Genomic DNA, 23,810 nt, shown 5'->3' with positions numbered 1-23,810 from the left:
CGTTCAGCGAGGCACGGCGACGTTCGCGACGATCCGCGCGATCAGCGCCTCGGCCAGCTCCTGGCGGCGCAGCTCGTAGATCGGCGTGAAAAACACGCGATGACCCAGAGCCGGCAGCAGCACCTCATGGATGTCCTCCGGCAGCAGATGCGTGCGTCCCGCGAGCCACGCGACCACGCGCGCGGCCCGCACCAGTGCGCTCATGCCGCGCGGACTCGCGCCCGCGAGAATCAGCTGCTCCATGTCGACGCCGTCGAGCGCGATGCCGAAGCGCGCCGGCGTTTCCGTCGCCTGCCAGATGTCGTGCACATAGCGCTCGATCGTCTCGCTCGCCCGCACGCCCTGCTGGATCGCCGCGCCGATCCGGTTCAACTGTTCCCACGCCACGATCGACGGTGTCAGTTGCGCGAGCAGGTCGTCGACGTCATGAAACCTCGTGTCGAACACGAGGCTGCGCCGCGCCTCCTCGTCGGTCGGGGTCGGCATGTTCAGCTCGAACAGGAAGCGGTCGCGCGCCGCCGACGCTAGCTCGAAGGTCTCTTCCTTCTCGACCTTGTTGCGGTCGGCGTACACGGTCATGTGCGGAAAGCGATGCTCGCGGCCGAACGCCCACACGGAACGCTCGGCCATCGCACGCAGCAGCAGCGATTGCACCTGCGGGCGGGCGCGATTGATCTCGTTGAAGAAGAAGGTGGTCAGCTGCTCGCCGTGGCGCAGCAGCGGGCCGGGCTCGATACGCGGCTTGCCGTCGGCGTCGACATAGGTGTGATAGACGAGGTCGCCCGGCATCAGATCGATCGTGCCTTCGACGCGCTCGAAATCGCCGCCGACCACACGCGCGAACGCCCGCAACACGGTCGTCTTGCCGACCCCCACGCCGCCTTCGAGCAGCACGTGGCCGCGTGCGAACAGCGCGACGTTGATGAGCCTCAGCGTTTGCTGCTGACCGACGACGACTCTCGCCACTTCGTTTTCGATCTGCTGGGCGTGAGAACGCCAGTCCTGAAGCTGCTCGCCAGAAACCATCGCTGCGATCCCCTTCCGTGGTGGCTGGCGTTTATTTGCGCGACGCCCGAACGTCGACGCGCTTCAAGACTCGCCAGCCTTCCGTTCAAGCATGGTTTATGCCGCTCGCACGCGCGGGACGCAAGAGTTAAATCGAATGCGAAAAGTTGGCAGCCTGTCACGACAGACGGGTACAGACTGTGCCATCGATGCCGCCTATTACGCATCGTTAATCAGCAAGCCGACGAGCGCGCTCGCGCCGCGCCGCACGCAACGCACGCATCGCGCTACCGCTGCGCCCCGACCTGTCGTTTCGCAAACACCCCCGCAAACTGCGCATATTCCTGCTCCAGATGCACCGCCGCATGTTCGAGCAGGAACTGCCGGAACATCACGCTGGTCGGCGAAAGCTGCTTGGTGCGCAGATGCACGATCTGCCACGTTCGTACGATCGGCGTGCCGTTCACGTCGAGCAGCGCGATCTCGCCGGTGCGCAACTCCAGCTGCAGCGTATGCAGCGAGATCAGGCTCACGCCCATGCCCGCCATCACCGCCTGCTTGATCGTTTCGTTGCTGCCGAGCGTGACGGTTTTCGCGGGAGTGAACAGATGCTGACGGAACATCGCCTCGGCGGCCATGCGCGTCCCTGAGCCCGGCTCGCGCAGCAAAAAGGTGTCGTTGCTCAACTCCTGCAGATCGAAGCGGCGCGCGCCGCACAACGGATGTTGCACCGGCGCGATCACCACCTGAGGATGGCTCGCGAGCGGCTCGGCCGTCGTATCGAGTTCGGGCGGCGGGCGGCCCATGATCGCGAGATCGATCGCGTTGTCCTGCAACATGCGCAGCAGCGCGTCGCGATTGCCGACCGAGAAATGCACGTCGACCTTCGGGTACAGATGCGAGTACATCGCCAGCAGTTTCGGCGCGAAGTAGGTCGCCGAACTGACGATGCCGACGTTGATCGAGCCGCTGTCGGCCTGCTTCAGCGACATCATCGCGTCTTCGGTGTCCTTGATTTCGCCGAGAATGCGGCTCGCGTGATGGGTCAGCACCTCGCCCGCTTCGGTCAGCGTGAGCTTGCGCGCGACGCGCTCGAACAGCCGCAGGCCGACCGCCTCTTCGAGCTGATGAATCTGCATCGACACGGCTGGCTGCGTCAGATGCAGCTCCTCGGCCGCGCGCGCGAAACTCGTATAGCGGCTAGCGACGACGAAGATCTGCAACTGCCGCAGGGTCAGCGTGCGAACGAAGTTCAGCTTGACCCGGTTCGTCGCGAAACTCGCGTTCTGCATCGAAGACTCAACGGCTCGCCCGCGGCGCATTCGACGGCTTCGCCGGCACCTTGCCCGATGGCAACTTGTTCAGTGCGGATTGAAAACTCAACGACTCCGAATGCGCCGGATGCGCAAAGTCGTTGTTGGGGCCCGGCACGTCGGTGCGAATCTGCAGGACCTGGCCCGGCACCCCGTCGGCGAGCACGAACGTGTAGCGCTTGCCCGTGTATTGCGCGAAGCGCGCCCCGTTCGGATCGTTCAGATAAGGCTGCACGACGATGCGCCGCGCGCTGACCGGCTTGCCGCCAAGCTCCCCCGGCACGCTCTCGATCTGCGGCCCCGCGGCGAGCGCGAGACGCAAACGCTGCTGGAAATAGCGGCGCTGCCCGCCGGTGAGACCCTGCATCTCCGCGATGTCGCGTTCGAGGAAATAAATGATCGCCGGATTGCACTGCAGGCCGCCGATCGGCAGGTTCACGCTGCCGGTATGGTCGGTCACCTGTGCGTCGCCCTTCGCGTTGTTCTCGCTGACCACCAGCACCTTGACGACGTCGGTGCTGCGCGACGGCTGCGCGGAATCGATCAGCGCGTAGTCGAGCTCGGTCTGCGCGGCGACGCCGTGCAGATGATCGGTCAGAAAAATCAGCCGCTCCGCCGGCGTGATATCGTCGCCGCCCGGCGCCGACGCGGCGCTCGCCGGGCTTGCCGCACGGCTTGCGGCCGGCGCGAGGCACAGCACGCACAGCGTCCCCATCAGCGCAGCGCGTGCCGCGCGCAGCCAGGCGCCGCGCGCGCGCGTCATTGCGATGCGTCGCCGGGCTTGCCCGCCGGCGCGTCGACCGGTTTGAGCATCGGCACCTGGTAGGTCGCGAGGATGCTGTCGATCTTGTCGTGATTCGCGCCGATCCATTGATCCACCTTGTCCTTCCAGTCCTTCTCGCCGTAGCGCACACCCATCGAAATCGTGTAGTCGAAGCGGATGCCGGGCTGCGGCGGGAACGGCACGAGCCTGACCGAATCACCGGCGCGCTTGGCGAAGTAGCCGGCGATCGGCCCCCACAGGAACACCACGTCGACGTTGCCCTCGTGCAGGTCGTGTTCGATCATCTGGCCGGGGTATACGCCCGGATCGCCGCTTTGCACCTGGTACGACACCGCCTGTTCGATCAGGTTGTGGGCGAGCAGCCAGTCCACCGCCGGAGTTTGCGAAAAGATCCCGAAGCGCAGCTTGTGCAGCTGATCGGGCGGCAGTTTCAGCAGGTCGTCGGGCGTCTTGATACTCGCGAACTCGGGGCGGTTCGGCAGCACCATCGCGTAGGTCGAGCGCAGATACGGCTGCGTCGTCGACGTCATGTCATAGCCCTTCGGCACGCCGATGATCAGGTCGCAGCGATAGCGCTCGCTGCCCTCCGCCTTCTCGCGCAACGTGTGGCGCACGAAGCCCATGCGCTGCGGAAAATACGTGTATTCGAGCTTGTAGCCGAAGTCGCTCGCCATCTGGGCGGCGATGCGGTTCTCATAGCCCTCGCCCTTGTCGTTCGACAACGGCATGTTGTTCGGGTCCGCGCATACCCTGAGCACGCCGTCCGCGCCGTCGTTGTTCGGCAGCGCGGGGCCATCCGCCCGGACCGCGGCGCTCGCGAGCGCCGCACCACACAACGCGGCCGCGAGCACGCTGACATGCACGGACATGCTTCTCTTATCACGCATCGTGAGCCTCCGGAACAATGACGGCGCGGCGTTAATTCGAGTCGATGGCATGCAGATCGCCCGGCTTGATCTGTCCATCGGAGCGTCCTTTCAGATACGCATAGAGATTTTCCCAGTTCTTCTGCATCATCTGGCTCGCGCTGAAATCGGGCATACCCTTATCTACCCGGCCGCCGAACACGGTGCGATGAAATTCGTTCTTGTCCAGCGTCTTGAACGCGTCGATCAGCGACGGCCCGACCATGCCCTGCTGCTGCGCGCCGTGACAGCGTTCGCAAGCGAGCGCGCGCCACGTCTTCCAGCCCTGCAGCGTATTGCTGTCGACCTTGTTACCGTCGACTACCTTGTACGCGACCTGCGCAATCGAAGGATTGTTCTGCGCGTATCCGACGGGCAGCATGACGAGCGCTACGGGCAACGCGGTGAGCAACAGGATAGATCGGCCTTTCATGCACGTGTCTCCATCTGGGAAAAAGCCGCGCCCCGATGCGTTTCAGCGACGCATCCGCCAACGGGCGCGATGTGGGGGTAATTCAATGCTTTGCGCGAGGCTGACGGGGCGGCCGTGCCTGTTCAAGCCGCCCCACTGGTTCAGCCTTTCATTTCAGCCGTTCGTTCAGCTCTTTTCGTTAGGAATAGCGAACACGAACAGCGTGCCGCCGAGCGCGGTGTACTTCGCGAGATCCTTATAGCCGCCGACCGCGCCCAGGCCTTCGGTCGGCTTCTCGAGACCCGCCGCCATGCCGATGCCGGCCCAGCCGCCGATGCCCGAGTACACGCCGACGTACTGCTTGCCCTGATACTCATACGTGAAGACGTTGCCGATGATTCCCGACGGCGTCTTGAAGCGCCAGAGTTCCTTGCCGTCCGAGATGCGAACCGCCTTCAGGTAGCCTTCCAGCGTGCCGTAGAACGCGATGCCGCCGCCGGTCGCCAGCACTCCCGACCATACCGAGAACCTCTCCGGCTTCGAGTAGATGATCTTGCCCTTGCTCGCATCCCACGCGATGAAGTTGCCCATCGCGTTGCCCTCGTTCGGGCCCGGATACATCGACAGGGTGGCGCCCACATACGGCTGTCCCGACACGTAGTCGACATCGAACGGCTCATAGTCCATACAGACGTGGTTGGTCGGCACGAGGAACAAACTCGTCTTCGGATCGAACGCCGCGGGTTGCTGGTCCTTCGAACCGAGTGCCGCCGGGCAGATGCCCTTCACGTTGTGGTCGGACCCGGCCGCCTGCGTCGAGTACGCCGCGTTGCGAATCGGCAGGCCGCTTTGCAGATCGACACGATCGGCCCAGTTCACTGCCGGGTCGTACTTCTGCGCGACCAGCAGTTGTCCGGTTTCGCGGTTCAGCGTGTAGCCGAAGCCGTTACGGTCGAAGTGCACGATCGCGGGCACCTTCTTGCCGTTGATCGTCAGGTCGGACAGGATCATTTCGTTGACGCCGTCATAGTCCCATTCGTCGTGGGGCGTCATCTGGTAGACCCATTTGGCCGTGCCGGTATTCAGGTCGCGCGCGAAGATCGACATCGACCATTTGTTGTCGCCCGGACGTTGCGTCGGGTTCCATGTGCCCGGATTGCCAGTACCGTAGTAAACAAGGTTGAGTTTCGGGTCCCACGCATACCAGCCCCATGTGGTGCCGCCGCCGAGCTTCCACTGATCGCCCTTCCAGGACTTCACCGACGAATCCGCGCCGACCGGCACCATCTGGCCGTTCGAGTACGTCATCGTCTTTTCTGGGTCGAGCAGCATTTCGTTGTCGGGGCCCGTGCTGTACGCAGTCCAGACCGGTTTGCCGGTCTTGATGTCGTACGCGATCAGACGCCCGCGCACGCCGAACTCGCCGCCCGAAATACCGGTCAGCACCTTGTCGCCGAATACGTGCGGCGCGTTGGTGTTGGTTTCACCGGCTTTCGGATTGCCGTTCTGCGCGGTCCACACCACCTCGCCCGTCTTCGCGTTCAGCGCGACGAGCTTGGTGTCGGCCTGCTGCAGGAAGATCTTGCCGTCGCCATATGCGAGACCGCGATTGACGGTGTCGCAGCACATCACGGAGACGACCTGTTCATCCTGCTTCGGCTGATACTGCCAGAGGAACGTCTGATCCTTCAGGTTGACTGCAATAACTTTGTTCGGAAACGGGGAGTGGATATACATCGTGTCGCCGATCACGAGCGGCGCGCCTTCATGGCCGCGTAGCACGCCGGTCGACATGGTCCATGCGACCTGCAGTTTGCCGACGTTGTTCTCGTTGATCTGTTTGAGCGGGCTGTAGCGGTGATTCGCATAATCGCCCGCCTGGGCCGCCCAGTTGGAAGGGTTTTTCATCAGTCCGTCGAGCTGCGAATCGGCCTGCGCAGCCAGAGAGCTAAAGGCTGCGGATGCGAGGATCGCGAGCCCAAGAACTACAGTGCGTAAGTTCATGTCTCCTCCAGAATTGTCCTGCTGTTCAACTCACGAATGACCCACGCTACCTCATCGCATCGTGCGCGCCTTCTCGATTGCAGGTAACGATTAACGCGCTATCCCGATTCGATGTCGGGCTTCGCGACGCATGAACGGCCAACGCATATTCCATGCCGGAATAGCGGCAACGCTGCCGCTCTTGCGTGCGGTGGCCCGCCGATCCGGCACGCGCGACCTGTCGCGGCACACGGGCGTTGCACGCCGATGCTTGCACGGCGGTAAGCTGAAGGGGTTGCGTCACGCGATGCGGCACATACTGTGTCACTTGCGTGATACGAATCGTGTCCTTTGCGAATCACGCGCCGCAGCACGGGCCTGTCACCTGCAACGAAGCTTCGTTCGGCGAACGATTCGCGCATTCGAGGAGCTAACCGCCATGGCAAACACCGAGCATGTCTATACCGACGAAGAGATCCAGCAACGCCTCGTCGGTCCGCTGCAGCACTGGTATCTGGAAGATGGCTGGCTGCGGCGCAAATACCGCACCGAGGGCTGGAAGGGAACGCTGATGGTGGTCAACGCCGTCGGGCACCTCGCGGAAGCCGCGTGGCATCACCCCGATCTGACGGTCTCGTATGCGTTCGTGATCGTGAAGCTCAAAACGCACACCGCCAAGGGCATCACCGACAAGGACTTCGCGCTCGCGACGAAGATCGAATCGGTGGTCCACTGGCAGCCCGGCCACGAGGAGGGCCCGTTAGAAGGCACGCCGTCCGACGATCAGCGCTTCCGCTATATCAAGTACGACGCGCCGAAAACCGCGCAAGGCAGTTGACGCGCGCGCCTGCCGCCGGATGAAACAGCGCGTGACACAGTGCGCCTTCGGCGTCACACAGCGTCCATGCAGCGGCGAAACCGGGTGGCGCGCGCCGCGCCCGTTCAGAGGTTCCCGTGGGCCGAGTCCGCTGCGGTGGCCGTTGCGCGCGCCTGGTACGGCTTTCGCTTGACGTCGCCGGGCGCACTGTCGCTGGAACCCGCGACGCGATACGACGCGTTGCGCACACCCCGCGGCCGAACCCGGTTTCGCGCACCCGCAAGGACACCTGAGGACACTCGAGATGCCGCTTCAGCTCCGCCGCCTGCCGCCACGCGCCCCCATCACGATCGATGCGCCCGCTCGGCTGCATCTGGGCTTTCTCGATCCGAACGCGTCGCTCGGGCGCGCGTTCGGCAGCCTGGGGCTCGTCATCGATACGCACGGCACGCGGATCCAGGCGCGGCTCGCCGAGCGCGAGCAGATCGGCGGGGTGGCGAGCGAGGCCGAGCGCGAACGGATCGCGCTGAGTCTCGCGCGGCTGCAGGCCGCCTACGGGCCGGCGACCCTCGCGATCGACGTGCTGGAGGCGCCACGCGCCCATACTGGCCTCGGTTCCGGCACCCAACTGGCGCTCGCCGTGGGCACCGCGTTCACGCGCCTCGTCGGCCAGCCGGCGACGAGCGCCGAGCTCGCCAGCCTGCTCGGGCGCGGCGCGCGCTCGGGCATCGGCATACTCGGCTTCGAGTGCGGCGGCCTGCTGCTCGATGGCGGCCCGCCCGGCGATCTGCGCCAGAGCATGCCGCCGCTGCTGTCGCGCCAGACGTTTCCGCAGCCGTGGCGCGTGCTGCTCGTCAGCGACAACAGCCGCGAGGGCTTGCACGGCGCCGAGGAACGCAGCGCGCTCGCATCGCTCGCACCGTTTCCGCAGCGGCTCGCCGCGCATTTGTGCCATCTGGTGCTGATGCAGATCCTGCCCGGCGCCGCCGAACATAACTTCGCGCCGTTCGCGCACGGCCTCACCGAACTGCAGCAGACCATCGGCGAATACTTCGCGAGCGCGCAAGGCGGCGTGTTCGCGAGTCCCGACGTTGAGCGCGTGCTGCGCGCGGTCGCCGCCGAGCGCACCGCCGGCATCGGCCAGACCTCGTGGGGCCCGACGGGCTTCGCGGTGCTCGCGAACGCGCGCGAGGCCGAGCGCGCGCTCGCGACCGCGCGCGCCGTAGCAAGCGCGCTGCCGCATATCGAATGCAGCGTCGTCGCGGGCCGCAATAGCGGCGCGGCGATCAGCGGCGCCGAGGTGCGCGCGCCGCACATCGACGCCGCATGATGCGCGGCCCCGCTCAGGTCGCCGCTCAGGCCGCCGCTCACCTGACGCGCTGCCACGCGCGGCGCGGCGTTGCCCCGCGCCTTCCCGAGACTGCCACTACAACGAGCCCTCCATGTCAGAAACCATTGAAAGGCCCTACATCCTGCACATGTTCACGGCCACGCCGCAGATGAGTCCGTTCGACGTCAATATGGCCGCCGACGCCGGCTACCAGGTCATCGTGCCGTATTGCAACGTCGAAGCCGGCATGGTCGCGAACCTCACGCAGGACGCGATCTTCTCGCGCGGCCCGAAGGGGGTGTCGCGCACCGGCATCTTCATCGGCGGACGCGACGTGATGCAGGCCGTCGCCATGCTCGACACCGCGCGCCGCGCGATGTTCCCGCCGTTCGAGGTCTCCGTGTTCGCCGATCCGAGCGGTTCGTACACGACCGCGGCCGCGCTCGTCGCGCTGGTCGAGCGGCATCTGGGCAAGCAGCACGGCGTGGAACTCGGCGGCAAGCGCGTGCTGATTCTCGGCGGAGCCGGCGCGGTCGGGCGCATCGCGGCGGCGATCGCCGCGTCGCGCGGCGCCGACGTGACGATCGCGAGCCACACCGACCGCAGTCGCGCGCTCGCCGCGTCGGCCGAACTGAACGAGCGCTTCGGCATCGTCACCAACGGCATCGGCACCACGACGTCCGACGAGCTGCGCGGCGCCCTCGCCGAAGCGGAAATCGCGATTGCCACTGCTGTCGCGGGCGTGCAGGTGGTCGGCCGCGACGACCTCGCGCATGCAAAACGCCTGCTCGTCGCCGCCGACGTCAACGCGGTGCCGCCCGAAGGCATCGCCGGCGTGAACGTGATGAACGATGGCAAGCCGATCGACGGCGTGCCGAACGCGGGCGCGGTCGGCATCGGCGCGCTCGCGATCGGCAACGTCAAGTATCAGGTCGAGCATCGCCTGTTCATGCGCATGCGCACGGGCGGCAAGCCGGTCTACCTGGGCTTCCCGGAAGCCTACGACGAGGCCCGCGCGGTCGCGGCCGGTCTCGGCTGAGAGTGGCCGTCATGAAGCCGCACCGGCCGCTCATGCATGCGCCCATCGTCGCGGTCGTCGGGCAGTCCGCGCGCCTGCTCGCGCAGTCCGCGGCGCGCGCCGGCCTGCATGTCGCCGCGCTCGATATCTTCGGCGACTGCGACACGCGCGAGGCCGCCGAACTGTGGTTCGACATCGGCGGCGGTGATGGCGCGCTCGGGATCGACCGGGCGCAGCTCGTCGATGCGCTTGCGCGGGTCGCGCGCCTGCCCGGTCTGCTTGGCTGGATCTGCGGCAGCGGGCTCGAAGCTTTGATGCCTGAGCTGTGCCGGGAACCCGGCTTGCCGCGCTTTCTCGGCAACGATGCCGAGGCGATCGCGGCCGTACGCGAGCCGCGGCGTTTCTTCGCGCTGCTCGACGCGTTGCGCATCGGGCATCCGGCTGTGTCGTTCGAGCGGCCGGCGACAGCCGAGGGCTGGCTATTCAAGCAGGCGGATGGCTGTGGCGGCACGCATATCCAGCCCGCCGACTCTATCGACCTGACGACCGCCTCCGCGCACGGCTACTTCCAGCGCATTGGCCAGGGCCGCTCGCTGTCGGCGCTGTTCATCGGCGCGCACGGCCGCGCGCATCTGATCGGTTTCGCCGAGCAGCTCACCTGCGCGATCGACGATCTGCGCTTCGTGCATGCGGGCTCGATCGGGCCGATGGACTTGCCGCCAGCGTTCGTTGCGCTCGTGCAGCAAGCGCTCGACGCGCTATGCGCAAGCACCGGCCTCGTCGGCATCAACAGCTGCGATTTTCTGTCGGACGGTACCTCGTTCGACGTGCTCGAAATCAACCCGCGCCCTTCGTCGACGATGGCGCTCTACGAAACCGCGTCGCCCGATGCGTGGCCAGCCGGCCTGCTCGCCTGCCACCTCGACGCGTGCCGACACGGCCGCGCGCCGTCGGCCGGGAGCCTCGCGCTCGCCCGCGCGCCGCGCTGGCGCGCCGGCCAGCGGGTGCTGTTCGCGCAGCGGCCGTTCAACGTCTCCGCGGCGTTCTCCGACGCCTGCCTGCGCGATCCGCAATGCCGCGACGTGCCGATGCCGGATACCCGCATCGACGTCGGGCAGCCGGTCTGCACGCTGCTCGTGCGAGCGGCGTCGACGGACGCGGTGCGCACCGCGCTCGATGCGCAGCACGAACGCGTCGTCCAACGAATCGAAACCTGCGATGAACCCGACCATGCCTGCCTCCACGCCCATTGAGACATCCCCGCCCACCGCGCCGCCGAGCGTGAATGCGCTGTCAGAGCGCCTCGTCGCCCGGCTCGTCGATCAGGCGGCACATCTCGGCGTCGCGCTCACTCGTACGCCCGCCGGCACCGTGATCGCCGATGCCGGCGTCGACGCCCGCGGCAGTCTCGACGCCGGCGTGCTGATCGCGCGCATCTGCATGGGCGGTCTCGGCAGCGTCGCGGTACGCGCGAACTTCGACGCCGCGCCGCTGTGGCCGACGATGCTCGAGGTCAGCACCTCGGCGCCGGTGCTCGCCTGCCTCGGCAGCCAGTACGCGGGCTGGAGCCTGTCGGCGACCGGGGAGCAGACCGGCGGCAAGAAGTTCTTTTCGCTCGGCTCAGGGCCCGCGCGCGCGCTCGCGGTCAAGGAACCGCTATTCGACGAACTCGGCTATCGCGACCGCCACGAACGCGGCGCGCTGGTGCTCGAAGTGGACCGTCTGCCGCCGCAGGTCGTGATCGACAAGGTGCTGCACGACTGCGGCCTCGCGCCCGACCACCTGACGCTGATCGTCACGCCGACACACTCTGTCGCGGGAACGGTACAGGTCGTGGCCCGCGTCGTCGAAGTGGCGCTGCACAAGGTGCACGTGCTCGGCGTGCCGCTCGACGAGATCGTCGCCGGCACGGGCTCGGCGCCGCTGCCGCCGCCCGCGCCCGACGGCATTCAGGCGATGGGCCGCACCAACGACGCGATCCTGTACGGCGGCCGCGTGCATCTGACGGTCCGGCACGACGAGATCGCGCGACGTCTCGCCGACACCCTGCCGTCCACCCATTCGCGCGACTACGGCCGACCGTTCGCGGAGGTGTTCACGGCCGTCAACTTCGACTTCTACCAGATCGACCCCGCGCTGTTCGCGCCCGCCGAGGTATGGGTCAGCAGCCTCGAAAGCGGCGCGACCTATCATGGCGGCCAGCTCGACGGCGGCCTGCTGCGCCAACAGTGGGGCGGCGAGCCCGTCGCGCGATGATGATCACAGCGGGCCTGCGCATCGCGATCATGAGCGACGAAACCGGCTGGCACACCGGCCGGTTGAAAAAAGCGTTCCGCGCGCGCGGCGCCGAAGCGCGTTGCGTCGATCTCGCGGATTGCCGCATCGACACCACGTGGCTGCCGCACGGCCTCGTGATCCCGGGCTTCGGCCGCACGCTGCCGGATGCGGTGTTCGTGCGCGGCATCGCCGGTGGCACCTTCGAGCAGGTGACGCTTCGCCTGGGCATCCTGCACGCGCTGCGCGAGTCGGGCGTGCCGGTCTACAACGACGCCCGCGCGATCGAGCGCAGCGTCGACAAGTCGATGACGAGCTTCCTGCTGCATCGCGCCGGCGTGCCGACACCGGCCACCTGGGCCGGCGAGTCCGCCGCGTTCGCGCAACGCGTCCTGATGCGCGAAGCGGCCGCCGGCCGCCAGGTCGTGCTCAAGCCGCTGTTCGGCTCGCAAGGCCACGGGCTCAAACGGCTCGGCGCGCGCGGCGGGCTGCTCGCGCCGCTGCCGTCGCTCGCGCGTTATCGGCACGTCGCTTATCTGCAGCGCTTCGTTGCCGGCGCCCGGCCCGGCTTCGACTGGCGCGTGCTCGTGATCGGCGGCAAGGCGGTCGCGGCGATGCGGCGCAGCGGCGGCAAGGGCTGGATTCACAACGTTGCGCAAGGCGCGCGCTGCGAGGCCGACGAGCTGACGGTCCCGCTCGCGCAGACCGCCGTGCGCGCCACCGCCGCGCTCGGGCTCGACTACGCGGGCGTGGACCTGATCCCGAATCCCGACGACGCCGCGCTGCCGCTCGTGCTCGAAGTCAACGGCGTGGCCGCGTGGCGGGGTTTGCAGTCGGTCGTGCCGCTCGATGTCGCCGCAGCGCTGGTCGACGATCTGCTCGATCGCAAGCTCGCCGCGCAGCGCCGCGCGAACGAGCAAGCCGAGCAAGCCGCTAGCGCCGGGTTGCCCGTGCAGTCTCCGCAGCGCCGGGCTTGAGCGTCATGCCCGTCCGTCATGCAATCTCAGTCGAGCGTGCGCGCGCAGCCTTCCTCGCCGCCTGCGCGCTCGATGTCACCACGCCGAAACCCGGCAACGTCAGCACCCAGAGCCCCGGCCACGGCATGAACGCGGCGCAGTTCCTCGCCAGCGCGGACGCATCGCTCGACGCGCTGTTCGCACGCGGCGCCCGTGTCGGACAGCGCATTCTCGACGCGGTCACGCGCACGCGCGCGGCGGTAGGCTGCAATACGAATCTCGGCATCGTGCTGCTGATCGCGCCGCTCGCCGCGGCTCTCGACGAAACCGGCGAACGGCCGCTGACGGCGCCAGCGTGGCGCGCGGCCGTCGGCGACGTGCTGAGCCGGCTCGACGTCGAAGATGCGCGGCTCGCCTATCGCGCGATCGCGCTCGCCAATCCCGGCGGCCTCGGCGACGCGCCCGAGCAATCGGTCCACGCAGCGCCGACGATCGGCCTGCGCGCCGCGATGCGGCTCGCCAGCGAGCGCGACAGCATCGCGCGGCAGTACGCGAACGGTTTCGCGGACCTGTTCGACACCGGCCTCACCGCCTGCTTCGAAGCCTCGACGCCAGCGTCCGAACCCGCGCCCGTCGATCCAGGCGAAATCGCGATGCTCAATGTGTTTCTCGCGTTCCTCGCCGGCTGGCCCGACTCTCACATTGTGCGCAAGCACGGCCTCGCGCTGGCGCAGAGTGTCACGCTCGTGGCACGCGAACAGCACGCGCGCTGGCGCCAAACGCGACCCGCCGCGCGCCGCTCGGCAAGCGATCCGCAACTCGATGCTTGGGACGCCGAATTGAAGGCCCGCGCGATCAATCCCGGCACCAGCGCGGACCTCGCGGTGGCCACGCTGTTCGTTGCGCGCTGCGTCGAAGGGCGCGGTTAACCCTGAATCGTCTGCACTGAACACGCCCCGAACAGGCGCGTCAGCATGCCGGGTGCCAGAACTGGCACGGAACCTGTTAGTTAGTACCGCCGTGCAATCCCGCACCGCTCTCGCGATGCTGATCTGGACTCGATCGCGGGCGGCGCCTCGTCAGCAGGTCCATACCTACTCATTGGAGGAACAGAATGGCCAAGATCAACCGCGTCATGATCGGGGAGTCGCTAGTCGGCGACGGCAACGAGGTCGCGCATATCGACTTGCTGATCGGACCGCGAGGTTCGGCTGCGGAAACCGCGTTCTGCAACGCGCTCACCAACAACAAGGACGGTTTCACGTCGCTGCTCGCCGTCGTCGCGCCGAATCTCATCACGAAGCCCAATACGATCCTGTTCAACAAGGTGACGATCAAAGGCGCCAAGCAGGCCGTGCAGATGTTCGGCCCAGCGCAGCACGCGGTCGCGCTAGCAGTGGCCGACAGCGTCGAGGACGGCACGATCCCGCAGGAAGAAGCCGACGATCTGTTCCTCTGCGTCGGCGTCTTCATCCACTGGCAGGCGGAGGACGACAAGAAGATCCAGCAGTTCAACTATCAGGCGACGCGCGAGGCCATCAAGCGCGCGGTCAGCGGCGAGCCGAGCGCGGCTGAAGTAGTATCCAAGAAGGGCACCGTCGCGCATCCGTTCGCGCCGAACTGACGGTGCATGGCAGCGCAGGAGACGCGGCGCCGCTCGCGGCCCCGCCTCCTCGCGCATCCCGTCGCCTCGCGGCCGCAAGGCATGGCCCTCGCGCAGCGGGTTCGCGAAGCGGCTTCAATGCTCTCGCAGAGGCATTCAATGACTAACAGATGTCGCGCGCTTCTCGCCTTTACCTCGCTCATGCTCGCCGCGCCGCTCGCGTGGGCGGGCGGCTACAACTATCCGACCGAGGGCCGCGTCGAATACGTGCTCAGCTGCATGGACGATAACGGCCACGATTTCGCGAACGTCTACAAGTGCTCGTGCGTGATCGACAAGATGGCCGCGTCGTTGCCGTACGACGAATTCGTCGACCAGTCGACCTTCTCGAAGTACGCGACGCTCGGCGGCGAAGGCGGCGCGGAATTCCGCGTCGATCACGCCAAGGCTCAAACCAGGAAATTCCGCGCGCTGCAAACGAGCGCGTATCAGGCGTGCGGACTCGGTCCGCAGAAAACGTCGACCGTGGCGAAATGACGACGGTTCGAGGCGCGCCGGGCGTCCGGCGCGCCCCGCTCTCCCCGTCAATTCGGCACCAGCCCCTTGCCGAGCGACGCGTAACACGGGAGACCCACGGCGGCCGCCGGGCCATCGCCGCGACGCCGCTCGATCTGCACGCCGACGGCCGCGAGGTCGGCGAACTTGGCCGGCTTTGCGAGTGACACCCGCACCCAGTGCGCGCCGAAGTCGGTAATCAACAGTTGCGCGATCGTCTCGGCGAGCGCCTCCAGCAGCCGCACGCGATGCGACGCGAATAGCTCGAGCAGCGCCTCGCGCACGGCCGCATAGTTGACCGTATCTTCGATCCGGTCGGTCGCGCACGCGCGGATCGCGGGCACGCCGATCGCCAGATTCACGCGCACCGGTTGCGCAACATGCAACTCGCTGCTGTCGATACCGATGACCGTCTGGCCGATGAAGTTCTCGATGAAGACGATGTCGAGGCGCTCGGGCAACGCGCCGGCTTGCGAGCCGGGATTGGCGCCGAGGCTGGAAAATGCGGCAAGGCGAACAGTATCGATACGATCCATGATGGTCTCCGCCGCGGCGCGGCCCAAGGTTGAACAACCTTTGATGAAGAGCAAACGGTGCAACAGTTGAGCAGCAGAACTGAGCGACGCGCGGCACACTCTGTTCCGAAGCTGCGACAGGCATGCAACCTGCAAAACGTTTAACGCATCGCGCATCGAGAAAAGCAAATTCCGGGCACGGTGAGGTAAACCCACAGTCACTTTCTGTTGAACCTGTCTTGCATCGAGCGTACAGTTTTAAATACCCGCCTCGTAGCAGGGCCGGTCGCGAGGGAGCAGGCGGACCCAGAACCCGCCGCACCAAGGGCAGACAGGCTTGATAAAGCGGCATTCGCAGCGTGCAATGCAGGCACGCTTGCGAAATGACGCAACGGAGACGAATCCCATGTCGTTGCTCGCTGACAGCAGTACGCACGTCCGGGAAGTTCTGAACGTGGTCAACCATCAGTTGACCACGCGCCCGACAAGCGAACCCGTGGCTCAGTCGTGGACGCGCTGCATCAACGAATTCCAGCTGGACCCCGCGCGTTTCGTGCCGCCGCCGGTGCTCACCGAATACGAACTCAGCGCGCGCCGTGAGGCGCTCGGCGATCTGATCGCGTGTTCGAAACTGGAGATGACGACGCTCTATCAGCAGCTCGCCGACCCCGAGCTCGCGGTCGTCCTCGTAGATTCCGGCGGCGTGATCGTGCATCAGGTGTCGTCCGTGCCGTTCGCCGAGGCGGTCGCCGCCGACGGCTTTCGCGTCGGCGCGCTGTGGAGCGAACGCGAAGCCGGCACCAACGGCATGGGCACCTGTCTCGCGGAGCGCGACTGCATCGCCGTCTGTCAGCACGAGCATTTCTATCCGCGCTATACGTCGCTCACGTGCTCGGCCGCGCCGATCTTCGACGACGGCGGCGAAATCGCCGGCGTGCTCGACGTCACCAGCCGCTCGAAGCTGCTGCAGCAGCACTCGCTGGTACTGGTCGGCATGTCGCGGCAGATGATCGAAAACCGTCTGCTCGATGCGCGCTACCGGCACGCCAACATGATCCATTTCCACAGCCGCCCGGAATTCGTCGGCACGCTGCACGGCGGCAAGCTCGCGGTCGGCGACGACAGCACGGTGCTCGCCGCGAACCGCAGCGCGCTGTTCCAGCTCGGCTTCCGCTCGCTCGCCGAGCTGCGCGGCCGGCGCATCGAGGAAGCGTTCAACGCGTCGCTCGAAGACATGATCGCGCGCAGCATTCGCGGCTCGTTCCATCCGGTCACCGTCTACAGCGCGAATGCGACGAACCGCTTTTTCCTCGTCGCGCAGACGCCGCAGAACGGCAGCGGGCGCGTGACGCGCGTGATCGTCACCGACTCCGCGATCCGCAGCAGCGCCCCGGAAAAACACGAGAAGCACGACAAGCACGCGCCGGTGCCGAAGCTCGACGAGATCGCACACCTCGAATTCGGCGACCCGCGCATGGCCTCGCAGATCCAGCTGGCCGCGCGCGTGATCCAGCGCAAGATTCCGATCGTGCTGCGCGGCCAGACCGGCACCGGCAAGGAAGTCTTCGCGCAGGCGCTGCACAGCATCAGCCCGCACGCCGACGGTCCGTTCGTGCCGGTGAACTGCGCGTCGCTGCCGGAGAACCTGATCGAGAGCGAGCTGTTCGGCTATCGCGCCGGTGCATTTACCGGCGCGCAGCGCGAAGGTCGGCGCGGCAAGATCGTGCAGGCCAGCGGCGGCACGCTGTTCCTCGACGAGATCGGCGACATGCCGCTCGTGCTGCAGGCGCGCCTGCTGCGCGTGATCGAGGAACACGAGGTCACGCCGCTCGGCGCCGAGACCACCGTCAAGGTCAATTTCCAGCTGATCAGCGCGAGCCACCGCAATCTGATGGAACTCGTGCAGAGCGGCCAGTTCCGCGAGGACCTGTACTACCGGCTCAAGGGCGTCGAGCTGAATCTGCCGGCGCTGCGCGAGCGCGTCGACAAGCTGCCGCTGATCCATCATCTGCTCGCCAGCGAAACCGACGATCCGCCCGATCTGACGCCGGAAGCCGAACGCGCGCTGCTCACCTACGCGTGGCCCGGCAACATCCGTCAGCTGCGTCACGTGTTGCAGATGGCCATTGCGCTGTCCGACGGCGAGCCGATCAGCTGCGAGCATCTGCCGCCCGAGGTCACGCAACGCACGTCAGCGGTCGATCTGCCGACCGCGCTGCGCCTCGCAAACGCGGACATGGACGGGCAACTCGCCGACGAAGCGGACATTTCTTCGCTGAACGCGATCCAGCTGAACGAGCGCGAGACGGTGCTGTCGCTGCTCGACGAGCATCGCTGGAACGTCAGCAACGTCGCGAAGGCGCTCGGCATCAGCCGCAACACGCTGTACCGCAAGATGCGCCGGCTGCATATCCGGCTGTCGCACGAAGGCTCGCCGCCGGACGGCATGCCGCTCGATCTCGACGCATGACCCAGTCGTCCCCCAACGAGTCAGCGCCCAAGGCCGCCCGCGATCTCACCGACTTCAAGCCGGATGCGCGCTTCGCGTGGTGCGTGACCGGCTCCGGTCATATGCTCGAAGAATCGATCGCGCTCGCGCGGCGCTTGCCGCGCGTCGATCTGTTCCTGTCCGCGGCGGCCGAGGAAGTGCTGCCGCTGTACGGCTGGCCGCTCGACAAGCTGCGCGAACAGTTCCGCGTGCTGCGCGACAACAGTGCGAGCGGCGTGCCGGTCGGCATGCTGTATCACGGCGTCTATCACACGGTCGTGATCGCGCCGGCCACCAGCAACACGGTCGCCAAATGCGCTTACGGCATCTCCGATACGCTGCCGACCAACATGTACGCGCAGGCCGGCAAGCAATGCATTCCCGGCATCGTCTTTGCATGCGACACCGAACCGAGCGTGATCACGCATAGCCCGGACGAATGGGTCGAACTGCGGCCACGGGCGATCGAACTCGACAACGTCGAGCGTCTGGCGCGCTTCGAATACACGACGCTCGCGCGCTCGCTCGACGAACTCGAAGCGGCGCTCGCCCAACGCCTCGCGACCCTCGATCTCGCATGGACCACATCCTCTTCCTGACCGGCCGGCTTGCCGAACCGAGCCTGCGGCGCGTGCTCGACGGCATGGCGCCGGCGCCGTTCAGTTGGGAGGTGCGCGAAATCGGCCTGCAGGTCGCCGCGCTGATGACCGCCGACATGATCCAGCGCCGCGTGCCCACGCCGCTTGCCGCGCAGCGCGTGATCGTGCCGGGCCGCTGCCGCGGCGATCTCGACACGCTGAGCGCGCACTACGGCGTGTCGTTCGAACGCGGCCCCGAGGAGGTCAAGGACTTGCCGCAGTTTTTCGGCCACAAGGCGAAGCCGTTCGACCTGAGCCGCTACGACACGGAGATTTTCGCGGAGATCGTCGATGCGCCGCGGCTCGACCTCGACGGCATCGCGGCAAGGGCGCGCGAGTATGCGGCCCAGGGCGCGGACGTGATCGACATCGGCTGTCTGCCGGACACGCCGTTTCCGCATCTCGAAGACGCGGTGCGCCGCCTGAAGGCCGAAGGCTATCGCGTCAGCGTCGATTCGATGCGCAACGACGAACTGCTGCGCGGCGGCCGCGCGGGCGCCGACTATCTGATGAGCCTGAACGTCGATACGCTGTGGATCGCCGACGAAGTGCCGTCGACGCCGATCCTCGTCGCGCGCGAACCCGCTGACCCAGCCTCGCTCGACGCCGCGATCGACGCGCTAAGCGCGCGCGGCCGCGCGTTTCTCGCCGATCCGATTCTCGATCCGATTCCGTTCGGGTTGGCCACGTCGATCGCACGCTACGTGCGCTTGCGCGAGCGCTATCCCGACATCGCGATCATGATGGGCATCGGCAACGTGACCGAGTTGACCGAGGCCGACACGAGCGGCATCAATGCGGTGCTGTTCGGCATGGCGGCGGAATTGCGCGTTGGCGCGGTGCTGACGACTTCGGTGAGTCTGCATGCGCGGCGCGCGCTGCGCGAAGCCGATGTCGCGCGCCGTGTGATGCATGCCGCGCGCGATGCGCAAGTGCTACCGAAGGGCATCAGCAGCGAACTCGCGACGGTCCACGCGAAACGGCCGTTTCCGTACAGCGCCGAAGAAATCGACGAATTCGCGCGCGCCGTGCGTGATCCGAATTTCCGCGTGCAGATCAGCGCCGACGGCATTCACGTGTACAACCGCGACGGCCATCGACGCGGCGACGATCCGTTCGCGCTGTACCCGCAGCTGAACCTCGAAACCGACGGCGGCCACGCGTTCTATATGGGCGTGCAGCTTGCCCGCGCGGAAATCGCGTGGCGGCTCGGCAAGCGCTTCGATCAGGACCAGCCGCTCGACTGGGGCTGCGCGATCGACCGGCCGGAAGAAGATCTCAGCGTCTGGTGCGGGCCGGGCGAGACGATGAAAAAGCGCTGAACCCGCCGCGCCGTCACTGCATGGCCGCTACGCTCGCGGGTTCGTCGACGGTAGCCAGTTCGCCGCGCATGCCGCGAATCGCCTGCGCGCGATCGCTCGCGCCGAACACGGCCGATCCCGCGACGAACACATCGGCGCCCGCCGTGGCGACACGCGCGATGTTCGATGCCTTCACGCCGCCGTCCACTTCGATCAGCAACGGCCGGCCGGTGCGCTGCATCGTCGTATCGACGCGCTCGCGCAGCAGCCGCAGCTTATCGAGCGTTTCGGCAATGAACGCCTGGCCGCCGAAGCCCGGATTCACCGACATCACCAGCACGACGTCGAGCATCTCCAGCACATGATCGAGCACCGTGAGCGGCGTCGCCGGATTCAACGCGAGCCCGGCGCGCGCACCGTGCGAGCGGATCAGTTCGATGGTCCGATGCACGTGCAGCGTCGCCTCCGGATGAAAGCTGATCAGGTTCGCGCCGGCCTCGGCAAACGCCGATACCAGCGGATCAACCGGTGTGGTCATAAGATGCACGTCGAACGGCAGCGACGTGTACGGCCGGATCGCCGAGCACACGAGCGGCCCTACGGTCAGGTTCGGCACATAGTGGTTGTCCATCACGTCCAGATGAATCCAGTCCGCGCCGGCCGCCGTCACGTCGCGAATCTCGTCGGCGAGGCGGGCAAAATCCGCCGACAGCAGCGACGGAGCAATCAGGAACTCGCGCATTGCGTTCTCCGTACCGGTGGCCTCAGTGATAGCGGCTCGCCATCGTGTCGAGCGGCAGCGGCTTGATGCGCGCCGCCTGCCCCGCGCAACCGAACGCCTCGAAACGCTCGATGCAGATCGCGCTAGCCGCGGCGGTGGCCGCCTTCAGGGCCGCGCGCGGATCGAATTCCGAGCGCGCATTGGCGAGCGACTTGCGCATCGCGCCGCTCATCGCGAGACGGATGTCGGTGTCGATATTGACCTTGCGCACGCCGTGCACGATGCCGCGGCGGATTTCGTCGACGGGCACGCCGTAGGTGGTCGGAATCTCGCCGCCGTACTCGCGGATCACCGCGAGCCAGTCCTGCGGCACCGACGACGAACCGTGCATCACCAGATGCGTGTCCGGAATCCGAGAATGAATGGAGGCGATCCGGTCGATCGCGAGGATGTCGCCGGTCGGCTCGCGGCTGAACTTGTACGCGCCGTGCGAAGTACCGATCGCGATTGCCAGTGCATCGACACCGGTCGCATCGACGAAGCGCCGCGCTTCGTCGGGGTCGGTCAGCAGGTGCTCGCGCGTCAGCTTGCCTTCTGCGCCGACGCCATCCTCTTCGCCTGCCATGCCGGTTTCGAGCGAGCCGAGACAGCCCAACTCGCCCTCCACCGACACGCCGACCGCATGCGCGGCGTCCACCACGCGGCGGCTCACCTCGACGTTGTAGTCATACGCGGCCGGCGTTTTCTGGTCGGGCAATAGCGAGCCGTCCATCATCACTGAGGTGAAGCCCGAGCGGATCGCCTGCTGGCACACCGCCGGGCTCGCGCCGTGGTCCTGATGCAGCACGAGCGGAATGTCCGGGTGCGCCTCGAGCGCGGCGAGCACCAGATGGCGAAGATATGGTTCGCCCGCGTACTTGCGCGCGCCGGCCGACGCCTGCAGGATCACCGGGCTATCGGTGGCCTCGGCCGCGCGCATGATCGCGTGAATCTGCTCCATGTTGTTGACGTTGAACGCGGGCACGCCGTAGTCGTGTTCGGCCGCGTGATCCAGCAGTTGCCGCAGGGTGATGAAGGCCATTGCGTGCTCCTCGATATGAAATGAAATCTTGTCGAGCGGCGTGCTCAACGCGCACTGTCCGCGACGCGCCGCGCTTCGTCGATCACCGCCTGCGCGTTCAGTCCGAAATGCTCGAACAGCGCGGCGGCCGGAGCCGATTCGCCGAACGTATCGATGCCGACCACGCCGCCATCGAGCCCGACGTATTGCCGCCAGAACGCGCGCACGCCCGCCTCGATCGCGACACGCGGCACGCCTGGCGGCAGCACCGCGTCGCGCCAGGCGCGCGGTTGCCGGTCGAACGCGGTGGTCGATGGCATCGATACGACGCGCGCGGCGATGCCGGCGGCCGCGAGCGGCGCGATCGCGTCGAGCGCGAGCGACACTTCCGAGCCGGTGGCGATCAGTACGACACGCGCCGGTTGCTCTTGCCCTTCTTCATCGGGCCAGTCGCGCAACACATACCCGCCACGCCCAATCGCGGCGATCTGCACGTCGGAGCGCGTGACGAAACGCAGGTTCTGCCGGCTCAGCAACAGACACGACGGCCCATCCCGCTCCACCGCGCTGGCCCACGCCTGCGCGGTCTCGATGGTGTCGCACGGACGCCAGACGTCGAGCCCCGGAATCAGCCGAAGGCTCGCCGCGTGTTCGACCGCCTGATGCGTGGGTCCGTCTTCACCGAGGCCGATCGAGTCGTGCGTGAACACGAAGATCGAGCGCGTCTTCATCAGCGCGGCCATTCGCAACGCGTTGCGCGCATAGTCGGAGAAGGTCAGGAACGTGCCGCCGAACGGCAGGTAACCGCGATGCAGCGCGATGCCGTTCATCACCGCGCTCATGCCGAACTCGCGCACGCCGTAGTGCACGTAATTGCCGCCGCGTAAGCCGTTTTCGTCGCTGCGCACGGCGACCGCGCCCGGCCAGTCCGTCAGGTTCGAACCGGTCAGGTCGGCCGAGCCGCCGAGCAGTTCCGGCAGGCTGCGCGCGAGCGCGCCGATCGCCTTTTGCGAAGCCTTGCGCGTCGCGATCGATTCGGCCGCGCAATCCGCATCGCGCAGCAGTGCGCGAACCGTGTCGTACCAATGCGCGGGCAAGCGGCCCCGCACACGCCGCTCGAATTCGGCCGCCTCCCCTGGGTAGTGCTGGCGATACGCATCGAACCGCTCGCGCCACTCGGCTTCCGCGGCGGCACCGCGCGCGCTCGCGTCGAAGTTCGCGCGAATCTCGTCGGGAATCTCGAACGGCGGATGCGGCCAGCCGAGCGCGCGGCGCATGCGTTCCACCTCGTCGGCGCCGAGCGGCGCGCCGTGCACGTCGTGCGTGCCGGCCTTCGACGGCGCGCCCTGGCCGATCACCGTGCGGCAGCAGATCAGCGTCGGCCGGCCGGTCTCGCGCGCCGCGTGCAACGCGCGATCGACCGCATCGACGTCGTGGCCATCCACCTCGCGCGCCACATGCCAGCCGTACGATGCGAAGCGCGCGGGCGTGTCGTCGGCGAACCATTGCGCGACGTGGCCGTCGATCGAGATGCCGTTGTCGTCGTACAGCACCGTCAGCTTGTCGAGCTTCAGCGTTCCCGCGAGCGACGCCGCTTCGTGCGAGATGCCCTCCATCAGGCAGCCGTCGCCGGCGAACACGTAGGTGCGATGATCGACGATCCGATGCCCGGGCCGGTTGAACTCGCGCGCGAGCAACGCCTCGGCGAGCGCCATGCCGACGCCGTTCGCGAGCCCCTGGCCGAGCGGCCCGGTGGTCGTCTCGACGCCGGGTGTGACGCCCACCTCGGGATGCCCCGGGGTTTTGCCGTGCAACTGGCGAAAGCGTTTCAATTCGTCGACGGCCAGGTCATAGCCGGTCAGATGCAGCAGTCCATACAGCAGCATCGAACCATGGCCGTTCGACAACACGAACCGATCGCGGTCGGGCCACGCGGGATTGCGCGGGTTGTGCTTCAGATGCCGGTCCCACAATGCGACCGCGATCTCGGCCATGCCGAGCGGCATGCCGGGGTGTCCCGACTTAGCGGCTTCCACCGCATCGATCGCGAGCATGCGCAGCGCGTCGGCCATCGGGCGCGTGGCGGGTGCGTCAAGCGGTTGCGCGACTGCACTCATCGAAATTCTCCTTGC

22 protein-coding genes are annotated in these 23,810 nt (G+C 66.9%); 12 read left to right on the top strand and 10 right to left on the bottom strand.

All coding sequences use genetic code 11. The annotated features are described in order from the left end of the window. Positions 1-3: 3 nt before the first annotated feature. The 6 genes from AB3X95_RS16510 to AB3X95_RS16485 all read right to left on the bottom strand — a co-directional run bounded on the left by AB3X95_RS16510 (position 4) and on the right by AB3X95_RS16485 (position 6,423). Positions 4-1,026: a MoxR family ATPase gene (locus AB3X95_RS16510; protein ID WP_176120586.1), complete on the bottom strand. Its 1,023-nt coding sequence runs from the start codon at positions 1,024-1,026 to the stop codon at positions 4-6. A gap of 266 nt (positions 1,027-1,292) precedes the next feature. Continuing rightward, positions 1,293-2,297: a LysR family transcriptional regulator gene (locus AB3X95_RS16505; RefSeq protein WP_176120585.1), complete on the bottom strand. Its 1,005-nt coding sequence runs from the start codon at positions 2,295-2,297 to the stop codon at positions 1,293-1,295. A gap of 7 nt (positions 2,298-2,304) precedes the next feature. Continuing rightward, positions 2,305-3,081, bottom strand: a complete 777-nt coding sequence (locus tag AB3X95_RS16500; protein ID WP_368621915.1) for a hypothetical protein — start codon at positions 3,079-3,081, stop codon at positions 2,305-2,307. Beyond that, complete coding sequence (locus tag AB3X95_RS16495; protein WP_368621914.1) at positions 3,078-3,989, bottom strand: substrate-binding domain-containing protein; 912 nt, start codon at positions 3,987-3,989, stop codon at positions 3,078-3,080. Before AB3X95_RS16495 ends, AB3X95_RS16500 begins: the two co-directional genes overlap by 4 nt. 31 nt (positions 3,990-4,020) lie before the next feature. Next, positions 4,021-4,440: a c-type cytochrome gene (locus AB3X95_RS16490; protein ID WP_013091077.1), complete on the bottom strand. Its 420-nt coding sequence runs from the start codon at positions 4,438-4,440 to the stop codon at positions 4,021-4,023. A 165-nt stretch (positions 4,441-4,605) separates the two neighbouring features. Beyond that, positions 4,606-6,423, bottom strand: coding sequence for a methanol/ethanol family PQQ-dependent dehydrogenase (locus AB3X95_RS16485; RefSeq protein WP_176107519.1), 1,818 nt, complete (start codon positions 6,421-6,423; stop codon positions 4,606-4,608). Between the two features lie 418 nt (positions 6,424-6,841). Between AB3X95_RS16485 and AB3X95_RS16480 the strand changes: the two genes are divergently transcribed. The 9 genes from AB3X95_RS16480 (at position 6,842) to AB3X95_RS16440 (ending at position 14,937) form a co-directional block, all read left to right on the top strand. Continuing rightward, positions 6,842-7,240, top strand: coding sequence for a 4a-hydroxytetrahydrobiopterin dehydratase (locus tag AB3X95_RS16480; RefSeq protein WP_176107517.1), 399 nt, complete (start codon positions 6,842-6,844; stop codon positions 7,238-7,240). A 283-nt stretch (positions 7,241-7,523) separates the two neighbouring features. Next, entirely contained in the window at positions 7,524-8,549 is a 1,026-nt protein-coding gene (locus AB3X95_RS16475) for a beta-ribofuranosylaminobenzene 5'-phosphate synthase family protein (RefSeq protein ID WP_184226846.1), read from the top strand. Between the two features lie 112 nt (positions 8,550-8,661). Next, entirely contained in the window at positions 8,662-9,588 is a 927-nt protein-coding gene (locus AB3X95_RS16470) for an NAD(P)-dependent methylenetetrahydromethanopterin dehydrogenase (protein WP_176367503.1), read from the top strand. Between the two features lie 11 nt (positions 9,589-9,599). Beyond that, positions 9,600-10,820, top strand: coding sequence for an ATP-grasp domain-containing protein (locus AB3X95_RS16465; protein ID WP_368621913.1), 1,221 nt, complete (start codon positions 9,600-9,602; stop codon positions 10,818-10,820). Continuing rightward, entirely contained in the window at positions 10,786-11,823 is a 1,038-nt protein-coding gene (gene mch, locus AB3X95_RS16460; protein WP_368621912.1) for a methenyltetrahydromethanopterin cyclohydrolase, read from the top strand. Before AB3X95_RS16465 ends, mch begins: the two co-directional genes overlap by 35 nt. Continuing rightward, positions 11,820-12,818: a RimK family alpha-L-glutamate ligase gene (locus AB3X95_RS16455; protein WP_176367500.1), complete on the top strand. Its 999-nt coding sequence runs from the start codon at positions 11,820-11,822 to the stop codon at positions 12,816-12,818. Before mch ends, AB3X95_RS16455 begins: the two co-directional genes overlap by 4 nt. Before the next feature lie 5 nt (positions 12,819-12,823). After that, positions 12,824-13,726 (top strand): triphosphoribosyl-dephospho-CoA synthase, encoded by a 903-nt coding sequence (locus tag AB3X95_RS16450; protein WP_176367499.1) that lies wholly within the window; start codon positions 12,824-12,826, stop codon positions 13,724-13,726. Between the two features lie 185 nt (positions 13,727-13,911). Next, positions 13,912-14,421, top strand: coding sequence for a formaldehyde-activating enzyme (gene fae / locus AB3X95_RS16445; protein ID WP_176107508.1), 510 nt, complete (start codon positions 13,912-13,914; stop codon positions 14,419-14,421). 138 nt (positions 14,422-14,559) lie between these two features. Next, positions 14,560-14,937, top strand: a complete 378-nt coding sequence (locus AB3X95_RS16440; protein ID WP_176120575.1) for a hypothetical protein — start codon at positions 14,560-14,562, stop codon at positions 14,935-14,937. A gap of 47 nt (positions 14,938-14,984) precedes the next feature. On the opposite strand, the gene AB3X95_RS16435 is transcribed toward AB3X95_RS16440, so the two are convergent. After that, entirely contained in the window at positions 14,985-15,491 is a 507-nt protein-coding gene (locus tag AB3X95_RS16435; protein ID WP_176367498.1) for a dihydroneopterin aldolase, read from the bottom strand. A 385-nt stretch (positions 15,492-15,876) separates the two neighbouring features. On the opposite strand from AB3X95_RS16435, the gene AB3X95_RS16430 reads away from it, so the two are divergent. From AB3X95_RS16430 to AB3X95_RS16420, 3 genes are read left to right on the top strand one after another with little or no spacing between them, the layout of a single operon-like run. Further along, positions 15,877-17,940 carry a sigma-54-dependent Fis family transcriptional regulator gene (locus AB3X95_RS16430; protein ID WP_176120573.1) on the top strand — a complete coding sequence of 688 codons (2,064 nt, stop codon included), beginning with the start codon at positions 15,877-15,879 and terminating at the stop codon, positions 17,938-17,940. After that, positions 17,937-18,557, top strand: coding sequence for a flavoprotein (locus AB3X95_RS16425; protein ID WP_176367497.1), 621 nt, complete (start codon positions 17,937-17,939; stop codon positions 18,555-18,557). The genes AB3X95_RS16430 and AB3X95_RS16425 overlap by 4 nt, the downstream gene beginning before the upstream one ends. Beyond that, positions 18,536-19,918, top strand: a complete 1,383-nt coding sequence (locus tag AB3X95_RS16420) for a DUF6513 domain-containing protein (RefSeq protein WP_176367496.1) — start codon at positions 18,536-18,538, stop codon at positions 19,916-19,918. The genes AB3X95_RS16425 and AB3X95_RS16420 overlap by 22 nt, the downstream gene beginning before the upstream one ends. Before the next feature lie 13 nt (positions 19,919-19,931). On the opposite strand, the gene rpe is transcribed toward AB3X95_RS16420, so the two are convergent. Genes rpe through tkt form a run of 3 tightly spaced genes read right to left on the bottom strand, consistent with a single transcriptional unit; the run spans position 19,932 to position 23,795 of the window. After that, positions 19,932-20,639 (bottom strand): ribulose-phosphate 3-epimerase, encoded by a 708-nt coding sequence (gene rpe, locus AB3X95_RS16415; RefSeq protein WP_176367495.1) that lies wholly within the window; start codon positions 20,637-20,639, stop codon positions 19,932-19,934. A 22-nt stretch (positions 20,640-20,661) separates the two neighbouring features. Further along, positions 20,662-21,699 carry a class II fructose-bisphosphate aldolase gene (gene fba / locus AB3X95_RS16410; protein WP_176367494.1) on the bottom strand — a complete coding sequence of 346 codons (1,038 nt, stop codon included), beginning with the start codon at positions 21,697-21,699 and terminating at the stop codon, positions 20,662-20,664. A 44-nt stretch (positions 21,700-21,743) separates the two neighbouring features. After that, positions 21,744-23,795, bottom strand: a complete 2,052-nt coding sequence (gene tkt, locus AB3X95_RS16405) for a transketolase (RefSeq protein WP_368621911.1) — start codon at positions 23,793-23,795, stop codon at positions 21,744-21,746. Positions 23,796-23,810: the final 15 nt, after the last annotated feature.

It is taken from the genome of Paraburkholderia sp. BR13444 (genome assembly GCF_040948755.1).
Lineage (GTDB): Bacteria > Pseudomonadota > Gammaproteobacteria > Burkholderiales > Burkholderiaceae > Paraburkholderia > Paraburkholderia youngii.
The sequence above is the reverse complement of the archived record's forward strand: the minus strand, read 5'-3'. Positions and strand labels throughout refer to the sequence as shown.